Consider the following 11,977-nt stretch of genomic DNA (forward strand, 5'->3'; position numbering starts at 1 on the left):
GGATACGACGTCGACCGGTTCCATCAACAACGTGACGGTGGAGCAGAAAACCGAAGTCACCCAGATCATCCGGGAGACGAAAGTGGAGCCTGTGTCCAACGTCGATTTTGACATCACCGTCGGCGTCGAAGTTCCGCGGCAAAAGGTCAGGCTGCATCGTTTGCCGGCTCGTATCGTCAAGATCGTTCCCGCTTACGAAAGCTACGAGTATTTCGTGCTTGCGGACGGCCGGATCGTGATCGTTGATCCGGATACGTTCAAGATCGTCCTGATTTTGACCTGATATGTCCGAGCAGTGGTCCGCCCTCCAGAGGGCGGACCGCCATTGCTGGGCTGCTATGGATTCAAAGCAACCCGCAAAAGGGACTGCAAGCGGCAGGTGATACACCCTGCCACCGCATCGCGAGGGCTAGAGACGCCCGAGCACGACCAGGATAATGACTATAAGCAGCAGAAGACCGAGGCCGCCGCCGCCGTAATAGCCGGTGCCGTAGAATGGCCCGCCGCCAAGCCCACTAAAACCGCCAAGCAATGCAATGATCAGAATGATGATAAGAATTGTGCCGAGACCCGTGACTTGCTCTCCTGTTTGCGGCTTCGCGCCTTAGAGGGAGCGGCGGTCGCCGGCTGATGTGATTATGAACTCGCTACAAGCCTTCCTGTTCCCGACTGAGACCGCATCGACGCTGCCAGGTTCAAGGATGTCAGGCGAACAAAGGTCACCCCGAGACGCCCAAGTAGCCCCGGTCTTTCAGCAATCCAGCGAGATGGGCGGCGTTTGATGCTGCCATTTCGATCGCACCCGAGACCTTTTCCGGAGTCGCCGGCAGATCGACATAGTTAACCTCCTGCATGGCCTCGCCGACCCAGTAGACCCCGCCATTGGCCGGGATGGTGAAGCCAACATCGTTCAGTGCCTGAAAGCATTCCGCCTGGCAGTGATGCGCACCGTCCTCATTGCCGACGATGGCCACCAAGGCCACCTTTCCTGCTGCCGGCATGCGCCCTTTGTCATCGGTCTCCTCGAGAAACGCATCCATCCGCTCCAGGACGCGCTTGGCCACACTCGAGGGCTGGCCAAGCCAGATCGGGAGGCCGAGTACGAAAATGTCGGCCGCCAGTATTTTTTCTCTGAGTTTCGGCCAATCGTCGCCCTCGCCCATGTCGGAGAGCACGCCGGGCTTGATATCGTGACTGAGCGCACGCACGATCTCGCCCTTCACCTCGTATTGCATCAGCGCCGCCAGGACATCGGCGAGCAACCGATCGGTGGAGGATTTTTCCCTGTCGTTCGAAGCTTTGAGCGAGCAATTGAGTGCGAAGGCCGTAAGCGGCATCTGGATCTCCCTGCATTGTCCTAATTGCAAATCGCCGCGACGACGTCGCGACAGCCCATTCGCCCGTTGCGGGAGCGCCCGGCATTTAACGCCAGGGTTGAATGCTTGTTCCGCCAAGCGGACCAACAGGCCGGGGGCGAGACGGCCCCCTCCTCCCACTTGGTGACGGTCCAGCCGGCTCACAGGGGCACTGACCACTACTGGAGGACAGACAGCGATGAGCGATTCCGACGCAGGCTGTCTGGCGCAAAGAACCTGCAAGGTCACATGATCGCCAACTGCGGCGAATTCCTGCCGATCGAGGCACCGGCAGAATTCGTCAAGGCGCTGGCGGAATTTGCACCGAGATAGGTGAAGCGATCCGCGTTTATGCAGGTGCCTACTGGCTCGCGGAAGTTACGCGCCAGACCGTGTTTCCGACATCGTCGGCGATCAGCAACGCGCCCGATTTGTCGACGGCAACACCGACCGGCCGCCCGTGCGCCTTGTTGTCCTTGTCGAGGAAACCGGTGACGACATCCTGCGGCTTGCCGTCTGGATGACCGTCCTTGAACGGCACGAAAACGACCTTGTAGCCGTTGAAGCTCTTGCGGTTCCAGCTGCCATGCTCGCCAACAAAGGCGCCGTTGCGATACAGGTCCGGCAGGTTGGTTCCAGTGTAGAACGCCAAGCCCAGAGGTGCGACGTGGGAACTCAAGGCATAATCGGGAGGGATCGCCTTGGCGACCAGGTCCGGCCGCTGCGGCATCACGCGCGGGTCGACATGCTGACCATAGTAGCTGTACGGCCAACCATAGAACGCGCCGTCCTTGACCGAGGTCATGTAGTCGGGAACCAGGTTAGGACCGAGCTCGTCGCGCTCGTTGATAACAGCCCACAGCGCGCCGCTCTGCGGCTCCCAGCTCAGTCCGTTGGGGTTGCGCAGGCCGCTCGCGAAAACACGATAACGGCCAGTGGCCCTGTCGACTTCCCAGATGGCGGCCCGGTCCTTTTCCGCCTGGATGCCGTTCTCGGTGATGTTGCTGTTGGATCCGATGCCGACATAAAGCAGAGACCCGTCGCGGCTGGCCACGAGAGACTTTGTCCAGTGGTGATCGATAGGCCCGCCGGGCAACGGCGTCAGCACGGTGCCCGGGGCGGTGATCTTGGTGTCGCCCGACGTGTAGGGGTACCGCACGATGGCGTCGGTGTTGGCGACGTAGAGATCGTTGCCGACCAGCGCCACACCAAAGGGCGAATTGAGATGATCGAGAAAAACCTCCTGGACATCGGGCACACCATCGCCGTTGGTATCGCGCAGCAGAGTGATACGGTTGCTTCCTTCGGTGCCGCCGCCCGACGTCGCCATGGACTCGATCCAGCCCATGACCAGGTCTTTCGGCCGCTTGATCGCTGCACCGGGCGGCGCCACGGATTCGACCACCAGAACGTCACCATTCGGCAATGTGTAAAGCGAGCGCGGATGCTTCAAGCCCTTGGCGAAGGCCTGGATTTGCAAACCCTTGGCGACCGTCGGCCTTTCCTCCTGTTTCCAACCGATGACCGACGCGACATGCATCGGCGGCACCAGATACTGGATCGGTTCAGGCAGCGTCGGGTTCGCTCCGACCTGATCGGTGGGATCCGGTTCGTTGTCGCTGCATGCGGGCAGCACCAAAATCGATCCGCACAGCAGACCGAGGCTGGCGATACGCGGGATATGTCTGGCGGAGACATTCATTCGACCACCTCCACCTGAGTGCGGCCGGAACTCCATCCCAGCAGGCCCACCAAGAGAATAACGATCACGGCGGCGGCGGACAGGATGAGCCCCGTCGGCACGACCGAGGTCCAGGCATCCCGGCTGTGCACCAGTGCGTTGAAGAGCGACATGACGAGCACGATGAGGCTGCCGAGGAGATATGGCCATACGCGCCCGGCTTCACCGGAAAGCCGGTCGGTAAACAAATCGACCAGTGCTGCAAGAACCGCGAGCACGCCTACAAGCAGGCCGGCAAGCAGCAGCCAGGCGGAGAAATCGGCCCACATCATTTCAGCGCTTTGCCAATAGGCAGCGTCGGTCAGCAATGTGCCGACGAAACACGCATTTGCGACTGCCATCGGCGTTTTATGCAACGGACGCCTGGCGGCCACCAATACGGATCGGGCACGGGCCATGGACATTCTCCACCTTTGAAGCTGTACCTGTCCTCCAAACCAACTTGTGGTTAGGAGGTTCCCGGAACCGTTTGCGTTCAAGAACTCGTGATGGCGCTGGCGATGTCTCAGAACGGCTCGGCGTCCGATCCTCCTGCGGAGTTAGCGCAATGTCCGCAAGGTGATCGAGTATCGATGCAGGTCAACTGGCGGAATGCTGTGCTCCCATTCAGTGCGCGATCGTCCAGTCATGAGATACGCCGACCTTGGTTCGACGACGATGGTCCGGCGATCCCACTTGGCGCCATTCTTCCGCCGGAGCCGGAAGCTGCAAGGCGCCAGCAACGAAACACCCGCAACGTCTTCGAAATGAGGCTTGTCTCGATGCCAGCCGATGCCGGCGCCGGGCCGGTATTCATTGATCAACACTTGCGCGAAGGCCTCGGCGGGCTTGCCTGCCAACGCCGCGATCTGGTCGCGCAGGGCCAACAGGAAGTCAGGGATCGGCGGGGCCTCGACTACCTGGCGCCTATCGTAGTCGTAGCGCAGGCCAAAACCCACGACGCGCCGGTTTGCCAGATGGCCATGGAAATCGAACGCCTCGAAAGGCAGGCCTTCGAGATGCCGGGCGAGTTCGGTTTCTTCTTGCGCGGTGATAAGATCAGGCTGGTAGAGGAAGCCTTCCGGCAGGTCGTCGGCAGCACCAAAGAGATCGTGCTGGAGCCCGGATGAGCCGGAGCCGAGTGTTTTCGATTTGGGTGCCGCCATCCCAGCTAGATGGTGAAGGCCAGCCCGCCTGGCAATATCGGAACCGAGCCAGCATCTGCACCCCACCCTGTGGACATCACCGCATCAAAGCCTGCCAATCCGGAGATTATCGGGGTGACGGTATTCTACTCAGGATTTCGCGGGCATGCCTTGAATGCGACCGAGGGAGGTTGCATGCATGTACGTACGGTTCTTACCAAACCGCGAGCCTTCGTTGCCAGTTGCTTGTCAGCAACTAGATTGGCAACGCGGCATCCCCAAAAAATGCCGCGGTGGCCGACGCGGGTTTAGGCAACGGTGTCTCACCGGCACCATCGCGTCGGCCACTTGAAATGGTCCTTGGCGGCTCAGTGGCGGAGAAGCCTCTGTTGGCCCAGCGCTCAAGCGCGAGGCCGTTCCTGCCTCGCGGGATGATGCGAGCCCAAATCTCCGATTAGCCGGCGATACTGGGTTTCAGGTGGACCATAAGAATCTCGCGCCAACTTTATGAGACCATCTCGATCGCGGATCGTGATCTCTCCGCGGCGCGCTCGGATATAGCCGTAACTCTCGATCATCTGCAGACCGACGGTAACCCCCGGACGCCTGACACCAAGCATGATGGACAGAAACTCATGGGTTATCATAAGTCTGTCGCCGACAGTGCGGTCGCTGCACATCAAAAGCCATCTCGCCAGCCGGACTTCCAGGCTCTGCCGTGCGTTGATCGAAGCCGTATAGCTTGTCTGAACATGAAAATATTGGACATAGCGCAACAGGAACGACCGCAACGTAGGACTGTTCTCCAGGGCTTCGACGAATGGGGCAGCCTCTATCCGGAGCGCCTCGCATGTCGACTGGACGTAACAATCAAAGTTCGCCTGGTCGTCCCCCATGATCAGGGCCGAACCCGTCATTCCTTCGAACCCGATGATTCCGACTTCCGCTTCGGTCGCTGGCGCAGTCCGCGCCACCACCGAGGCCAGTCCGCTTTCCAGAAAATAGACGGCTTCGATCTTCTGCCCCGCATTCTCCAGTGGCGCGCGCACCTCCAGGAAAACGCTCGCCAGATGCGGCCTTAGCCGCGCGAGATCGTCCGCGCTCATGCGGCGAAGCAATTCGCTCTTGGCTTGCAGTATCTGGTAATCCACGAGACTCTTTTCCCTTGGGCAAGAGCACTGGGATCTCTTAGCCGGCCGCGTCCGTCTAACGAGCGGACGGTAACGAACCATAGACCTCGTCTCGCGCAGCACTAGACGAGCCGGCGCGTTGGTATGAAACCGACAGTTACTGCTGAAAACTCGAAGGCCTTGTTGGCTGACCATCTTTCGCCAGCAAACGAGCCTCCCGCAGGATAGAGGCGCGATCGAACTCTTGGAGAAATATGATTTCGCGTATCTGCTGTTCAGTGGCGCCTGTATCCCGCGCCAGCGCGGTTATCGCGTCTACTGGCAGACCGGGGTGCTCGGGCGCCTTTGCCATGCAACGCCATGCCTCGCGATGGGCAAGAGCGGTGGTCACTCCCAAGCGTCAGCGCCCAATTGTGCTGCTGACGATTTCCTTTTGTACGCTTCCGTACAGAGCTTTGCGAGTCAATTCGGGCCCGAGGCTGATTTGAGGGTTCTTGCGTCCTTGCGTCGTCCGTCCGTCGCCCCGAAATTCTTCGGAACGTTTGCTCGGCTGAGAGGTTCAAATACTCCACCCAACAGGAGTCTCGAACGATGGATCACACCAACCGCGTACGCCTCACAAGCACCGAACTGACACCAGACATTCTCGAAGACGCCACGATTTACGACGCGGACGACAACAAGGTCGGCAGCGTTTCGCACGTCCACGGCTCTGGAGCCGCCAGTCAGGTCGTCATCGATGTCGGCGGCTTTCTCGGCATAGGTGCCAAGCCGGTGGCCGTTCCCGCGAGCCAGTTGGAATTCATGCGCGATGAAGACGGCGACGTTCACGCGGTGACGAACTGGACCAAGGATCAGCTCAAGAGCATGCCCGAGCATCACGATGCATGATTTCGAGGACTTCACCTTGAACGGGAGCGGCCGCTTGGCCGCTCTCTGAACGTCCCTTGGGCGCGACAGGATGGACAGACGATGCGGCGCGAGACCGGAGCCTGCTTCTGCGGAGGGATCGCCGCAGCCATGGACGGAGAGCCTTTCTGGATATGCTACGATCACGACGACGATTGCCGCCGGGCCATCGGAAGTCCGATGACAATCTGGGTCGGTTACCGGCCTGAGCAATTTCAGCTTCTTAGAGGGACACCGAAGGCCTTTTCGAAAACGCCAGGCGTCACCCGCACGTTCTGCCCGGACTGTGGAAGCTCGATAGGCTATAGCGACGAAGGTCTGCCGGACGAGTTCTACGTGACGGTCGGTTTTCTTGACAAACCTGAAGGTTTTCAGCCGCAAGCCCATGCCTATTGGGATCTGAGGCTACCGTACATCGAGTTTGATGACAGCCTGCCACGCATCGACCGATATTCGAGGAAGCGCGACCCGAAGTTGGGCAACCCGCGCGACCGGTAGTCGCGGTGCAAGGCGCGAGGGCATCGGCGGAACCTGACGATCGCTAACGGGTTATTCGGGCAGACCCGTCGGGTGCCACCATGCCATCGACCGTGATCCGAAACGCACAATACGACCCCGCCACCAGGATCCTCTCGGTCTGGTTTGTTCCGAGCGGCAAACGTTACGACTATGAGGATGTTGCTCCGGTAACTTATGCCGCTTTCACCAAAGCTTTCTCAAAAGGCCGCTTCTTCAATGAATTCATCCGAGATCGCCATCGGTATCGCCGCGTGGCGTGACAAGTTCGGACATGAGCAGACGATGCACGGAACCTGACCCGCATCGTCTCGTTGACGTCTCGTCGAAGCAAACCAGGCAATGACAATTCATCTGGATATGCTCGGGACCGGCAAAGATCGATCGGAACAGGCTTCAAGGGAGTTCAAGAGCCATGACGGCCAAGAAGCAGAAGACCGAAAGCAAGGACAAGAAGGCGCTGCGCTTGGCAGAGACCACCGACGTCTCACCCAAGCAGGCCAAGGAGCTTATGCAAAAGCATGGCAAGGACAGCCCCAAGGTCGAGAAAGAAGCCAGAAACTTCAAGGCGGAAGGATAGGACGCATTGAGGCCCGGCTTGCATGACCCCTGCAGGGGATCGGCCGCCAGGCAATTCGGGATTAAGGGGGCTCGCCGGCCTTTTCGGCCGCGAGCGCAAAGGGGAAGCGCAGCACCAGGTTGCGGTTCTCGTCAAAAATCTCGAAGGCCAATCCGGTACGCAGCGGCTTGCCATGCAGCAGTTCTTCGGCGAGGATTTCCTTCGCCGACGCCATCGCGTTTTCCTCGGCGCTCGCTAGATCAGAAAATTCCTGGCCCTCGGGATCCTCCTGCAAGCTTCCGCTCTCGTCTCGAAGGTCGAAAAAGTACCTGGACATGCCGACTGAACTCCTCATTGCGACGATGGAATCGGAAGCGCCAGCCTCAGATTTCAGTGCCTGATGTACCCGGATTGTCGAAGAGCACAGCCAGGCCATGCTCGATGGCGCAGGCCGCAATCAGATCATCGAAGGCCTTTCCCGAAAGCGGGCAACTTGGCATCACCTCCCGAATTGCGGTTCCGGCCTTGGCGGTAGAGATCACATCGTGGCGTTTCTTGCGTGTCTCGACATATTGCTGGACCAGGATTTTCAGGCGCCTCACCGCAACATCGTCCGTAAACATGGATTCCTCAGCCAATGCCTGAAGTAAGGCTGTCGGCCTGATCATCGTGCCGACGGTCTCGGGTTTAGCCGAGATTGCTCGCACAATATTTCCATGGGCCGTTGGTTCCCCCGACCGCTTGCTTGGTAATTTTCGTACAGGGAATGCCCTTGCCCGCGCTTTTACCGAGCCCAACCGACGTCGGGTTTCCGATGCCAATGGCGAGCCTTCAGGCTTGCATCACCTTGCGGCTGTGACGTGCAACGACACTTTCCTCATCGGTCGCAATCACGCGCACCTCCACCTTGCTCTCGGGACGACTGATGATTTCGGCGTGGATGTCGTTGGCGCGTTCTTCAAGCACCACGCCAAGCCAGGTCAATTTTTCGCATATGGCCTTGCGGATGGACGCGGACCGTTCGCCGATGCCGGCGGTGAACACGAGGCATTCAAGACCACCCATCGTGTTTGCAAGCGCTGCTGCTTCCCTCGCCGCGCGGAAGGCAAAAAGCGCCATCGCCTCTTGGGCGCGAGGATCGTTGCTCCCTTCCAGCGTCCTCATGTCGCCCGAAATACCGGATACGCCGAGCAGTCCCGACTTCTCGTAAAGCATCGTCTGCAGCTCCTCAGCCGCGATGCCTCTTTCCAGTAGGAAGTGCAACAGCACGCCGGGATCGATGGCGCCGCACCGCGTGCCCATGACGAGGCCATCCAGGGCCGAAAACCCCATCGTCGTATCGATGCTCTTGCCCTCGCGCAAAGCGCAAAGGCTGGCACCATTGCCGAGATGGGCGACGATGGTGCGTTTCGCCGCAAGAGTTGGCGATATCCCGCTGAGCCGCCCGGCGATGTATTCATAGGAGAGACCGTGAAACCCGTAGCGGCGCAAGCCTTGCCCTTCATATTGGCGCGGAAGGGCGAAGCGCCGCACGAGCGGATCGATCGTCTGGTGGAAAGCGGTGTCGAAACAACCAACCTGTGGCAGGTCCGGTTGCAAGGCGGCTATCGCGCGGACCGGCGCGAGACTGCGAGGCTGATGCAGCGGAGCGAGCGGCGTCAGTCTGTCGATGGCGTCGATGATGTCTGGGGCCAGACGGACAGGTTCGATGAACTCGCTTCCGCCATGCACGATACGATGGCCGGCGCAGAGCAGGTTTCTTTCGCCGATTTCGCCCTGCACCCAATTCAGCATCTCGCCTATGGCCGCGTCCCGCGGCTTGTCGGTGGCGAGCTGCCGATCGCACTGCACCGTTCCGTCGGCCGCTTTTGCGCGGAGTGTGGGTGTGTCGCCCAAGTCCAACGTGCCGCGCGAAACGAGCTGCATATCCTGTGACGAGACAAGATCGTAAAGCGCGAACTTGATGCTGGACGAACCGGCATTCAGCGCCAGGATCGACCGACGCGTCATTGGCGCGCCTTTGCCGCGCCTTTGTCGGGCCAGCTCCATTTCTGGATTTCGGGCATATCCTCGCCGTGCTCGCGGACATAAGCCCTGTGCTTCACCAACCGGCCGTGGAGTTCGCCGGCAAGCCCTTCAGCCCTTTCGGCCAGTCCCGGCACACGTTCGATGGCGGCAAGCGCGAGGTGGTAGCGATCGAGTTCGTTGAGCACCACCATGTCGAACGGCGTCGTCGTGGTGCCCTCCTCGCGGAAGCCATGCACATGCATGTTGTCATGGTTGGCGCGACGGTAGGTCAGGCGATGAATAAGATAGGGATAGCCGTGATAGGCGAAGATTACAGGCCGTGTCTTCGTGAACAACGCATCGAAGTCTCCATCGGCGAGCCCGTGCGGATGCTCGGTGTTCGACTGCAGCGTCATCAGGTCGACAACATTGACGACACGGATTCTCAGGTCGGGGATCGCAGAGCGCAGAATGTCGGTCGCGGCCAGCGTTTCCAGGGTGGGCACGTCGCCGGCGCAGGCCATGACCACGTCGGGCTCCTCGCCCTGAGCAACCGTACCGGCCCATTCCCAGATGCCCGCCCCCGCCTTGCAATGCGCTTCGGCTTCTTCAATGGACAGCCATTGCGGTGCCGGCTGCTTGCCGGCGGTAATGACATTGATGCGGTTATAGGTTCTCAGGCAATGATCTGTGATCCACAGCAGGGTGTTGGCATCCGGCGGAAAATAGAGCCTTACCGTATCGGCCTTCTTGTTGGCGACCAGATCGGCAAAGCCCGGATCCTGATGGCTGAAACCATTGTGATCCTGCCGCCAGACATGCGAGGTCAAAAGGTAATTGAGCGAGGCGATCGGCTTGCGCCAGGCAAGCTCGCCGGAGGTCTTCAGCCATTTGGCATGCTGGTTGACCATCGAATCGACAATGTGGATGAAGGCCTCATAGCAGGAGAACAGGCCGTGGCGGCCGGTGAGCAGATAGCCTTCAAGCCAGCCCTGGCAGAGGTGCTCGCTGAGCACCTCCATGACACGTCCGTCACGGGAAAGATGGACGTCGTAGGGTTCAATGCGCTGCATCCAGAGCCGATCGGTAACTTCGAACACCTCGTCGAGGCGGTTGGATGACGTCTCGTCCGGCCCCATCAGGCGAAAATTCCGCGCCTCGGCATTGAGGCGGAACACCTCGCGAAGATAGCTTCCGCAAATCCGCGTCGCTTCAGCGACGACGCCTCCCGGACGAGGCACTTCCAGCGCCAGGCTTTTCCAGTCGGGAAGCACAAGATCGCGCTTCAACAGTCCGCCATTCGCGTACGGGCTTGCGCCCATGCGCTTTGTCCCTGTTGGGGCAAGTGCCGCGAGCCCCGGCAACAGATGCCCGCTTTCATCGAACAGCTCTCCCGGTTCGTAGCTTCGCATCCAGTTCTCGAGGATCTTGCGGTGGCCCTCATTTCCGCGTGCGTTCGACACCGGCACTTGATGCGAACGCCAGAAACCCTCGACCTTCTCGCCATCGACCTCCTTGGGACCTGTCCATCCCTTGGGGCTGCGCAGCACGATCATCGGCCATTGCGGGCGTTGACCATGCCATCCCGGAGCCCGTGCCTGCTCCTGAATGGACCGGATGCGATCGAGCACCGTGTCGAGCGTCGCGGCCATCGACTGGTGCATGGCAAGCGGCTCGTGGCCTTCGACGAAGAACGGTTCGTAGCCATAGCCGGCGAAGAGACTTCGCAACTCCTGATCGTCCATACGGCCGAGGATCGTTGGATTGGCGATCTTGTAGCCGTTGAGATGCAGGATCGGCAGGACGGCGCCGTCCGACATCGGGTTCAGGAACTTGTTGGAATGCCATGCCGCCGCGAGCGGACCGGTCTCGGCTTCGCCGTCACCAACGATACAGGCAACCACCAGATCCGGGTTGTCGAAGGCCGCGCCAAAGGCGTGAACCAACGCATATCCCAATTCACCACCCTCATGGATGGAGCCTGGCGTCTCGGGCGCGGCATGGCTTGGCACGCCGCCGGGGAAGGAAAACTGCCGGAACAGTTTCCTGAGGCCGTCTTCGCCCTGCCCGATATCGGGATAGATCTCGCTATAGGTGCCCTCGAGCCAGGCGTTGGCGACCATTGCGGGACCGCCATGGCCCGGCCCGCAGATAAACAGAGCATCGAGGTCGCGTTCGCGTATGACGCGGTTCAGATGCACGTAGAGAAAGTTCAGCCCCGGCGTCGTGCCCCAATGGCCAAGCAGCCGCGGCTTGACGTGTTCGGCCTTCAACGGTTCGCGCAACAGCGGATTGTCGAGCAGGTAGATCTGGCCGACCGAGATGTAATTCGCGGCGCGCCAGTAGCGGTCCATGAGGTCGATCCGTTCGTGGCCGATGGCCTGCGGCGTCGCGGCAGCCTTGTCGTTCATCGACATCTCCAGCTTCGGTTCGCTGGTGATAACTGGGGCATCTTTGCGCTTGAGCAACCCCCGACTGCCGCGTTCGGGTCGGCGTCACGACCCACGCGGCCGAGAGACCGGACGCCATCTCGGCCGGGCTTGCGGCCCTATCCGCAAATAGGCGGGAACCTTGAAGTCCTCCGGCGGTTAGAAACTGAAATCGCGAAGACCAAGCTCAAGGAAGGGACCGAGAAG

At 60.2% G+C, this 11,977-nt stretch carries 15 protein-coding genes; 5 read left to right on the forward strand and 10 right to left on the reverse strand.

Annotated features, from left to right (window positions below; genetic code table 11):
• The coding region (locus EN939_RS06815; RefSeq protein ID WP_127267412.1) for a DUF1236 domain-containing protein at positions 1–283 on the forward strand (283 nt) is incomplete at its 5' end.
• Positions 284–409: 126 nt separating this feature from the next.
• Here the strand turns inward: EN939_RS06815 and EN939_RS06820 are convergent.
• From EN939_RS06820 to EN939_RS06850, 6 genes are all read right to left on the reverse strand, one after another.
• Positions 410–559 carry a DUF3309 family protein gene (locus tag EN939_RS06820; protein ID WP_127267413.1) on the reverse strand — a complete coding sequence of 50 codons (150 nt, stop codon included), beginning with the start codon at positions 557–559 and terminating at the stop codon, positions 410–412.
• A 160-nt stretch (positions 560–719) separates the two neighbouring features.
• Entirely contained in the window at positions 720–1,337 is a 618-nt protein-coding gene (locus EN939_RS06825) for a flavodoxin family protein (protein ID WP_127267424.1), read from the reverse strand.
• Positions 1,338–1,716: 379 nt separating this feature from the next.
• A complete protein-coding gene (locus tag EN939_RS06835) occupies positions 1,717–3,057 on the reverse strand; it encodes a PQQ-dependent sugar dehydrogenase (RefSeq protein WP_127267414.1) in 1,341 nt (446 codons plus the stop codon).
• A complete protein-coding gene (locus EN939_RS06840; RefSeq protein WP_127267415.1) occupies positions 3,054–3,494 on the reverse strand; it encodes a DUF2231 domain-containing protein in 441 nt (146 codons plus the stop codon). The genes EN939_RS06835 and EN939_RS06840 overlap by 4 nt, the downstream gene beginning before the upstream one ends.
• Positions 3,495–3,635: 141 nt before the next feature.
• The gene (locus EN939_RS06845) at positions 3,636–4,241 is read right to left on the reverse strand and encodes an alpha-ketoglutarate-dependent dioxygenase AlkB (RefSeq protein ID WP_127267416.1); all 606 of its coding nucleotides are present in this window, start codon (positions 4,239–4,241) and stop codon (positions 3,636–3,638) included.
• A gap of 380 nt (positions 4,242–4,621) precedes the next feature.
• Positions 4,622–5,371, reverse strand: coding sequence for a Crp/Fnr family transcriptional regulator (locus EN939_RS06850; RefSeq protein ID WP_127267417.1), 750 nt, complete (start codon positions 5,369–5,371; stop codon positions 4,622–4,624).
• 570 nt (positions 5,372–5,941) lie between these two features.
• Between EN939_RS06850 and EN939_RS06860 the strand changes: the two genes are divergently transcribed.
• From EN939_RS06860 to EN939_RS06875, 4 genes are all read left to right on the forward strand, one after another.
• On the forward strand, positions 5,942–6,241 hold the full coding sequence (locus EN939_RS06860; protein WP_127267419.1) for a PRC-barrel domain-containing protein: 300 nt from the start codon (positions 5,942–5,944) through the stop codon (positions 6,239–6,241).
• 81 nt (positions 6,242–6,322) lie between these two features.
• Positions 6,323–6,757: a GFA family protein gene (locus EN939_RS06865; RefSeq protein ID WP_127267420.1), complete on the forward strand. Its 435-nt coding sequence runs from the start codon at positions 6,323–6,325 to the stop codon at positions 6,755–6,757.
• Between the two features lie 80 nt (positions 6,758–6,837).
• Positions 6,838–7,038: a KTSC domain-containing protein gene (locus tag EN939_RS06870; protein ID WP_127267421.1), complete on the forward strand. Its 201-nt coding sequence runs from the start codon at positions 6,838–6,840 to the stop codon at positions 7,036–7,038.
• A gap of 152 nt (positions 7,039–7,190) precedes the next feature.
• Entirely contained in the window at positions 7,191–7,355 is a 165-nt protein-coding gene (locus EN939_RS06875; protein ID WP_081738679.1) for a hypothetical protein, read from the forward strand.
• Between the two features lie 61 nt (positions 7,356–7,416).
• Here the strand turns inward: EN939_RS06875 and EN939_RS40025 are convergent, their stop codons facing one another.
• From EN939_RS40025 to EN939_RS06895, 4 genes are all read right to left on the reverse strand, one after another.
• Complete coding sequence (locus EN939_RS40025) at positions 7,417–7,770, reverse strand: DUF6894 family protein (protein WP_419197533.1); 354 nt, start codon at positions 7,768–7,770, stop codon at positions 7,417–7,419.
• Entirely contained in the window at positions 7,718–8,002 is a 285-nt protein-coding gene (locus EN939_RS06885; protein WP_236383397.1) for a hypothetical protein, read from the reverse strand. Before EN939_RS06885 ends, EN939_RS40025 begins: the two co-directional genes overlap by 53 nt.
• A 163-nt stretch (positions 8,003–8,165) precedes the next feature.
• Positions 8,166–9,344 carry an acetate/propionate family kinase gene (locus EN939_RS06890; protein WP_127267422.1) on the reverse strand — a complete coding sequence of 393 codons (1,179 nt, stop codon included), beginning with the start codon at positions 9,342–9,344 and terminating at the stop codon, positions 8,166–8,168.
• Positions 9,341–11,752, reverse strand: coding sequence for a phosphoketolase family protein (locus EN939_RS06895; RefSeq protein WP_127267423.1), 2,412 nt, complete (start codon positions 11,750–11,752; stop codon positions 9,341–9,343). The genes EN939_RS06890 and EN939_RS06895 overlap by 4 nt, the downstream gene beginning before the upstream one ends.
• Between the last annotated feature and the right edge of the window lie 225 nt (positions 11,753–11,977).

The sequence above is a fragment of the Mesorhizobium sp. M7A.F.Ca.CA.002.05.1.1 genome, assembly GCF_003998335.1.
Taxonomy (GTDB): domain Bacteria; phylum Pseudomonadota; class Alphaproteobacteria; order Rhizobiales; family Rhizobiaceae; genus Mesorhizobium.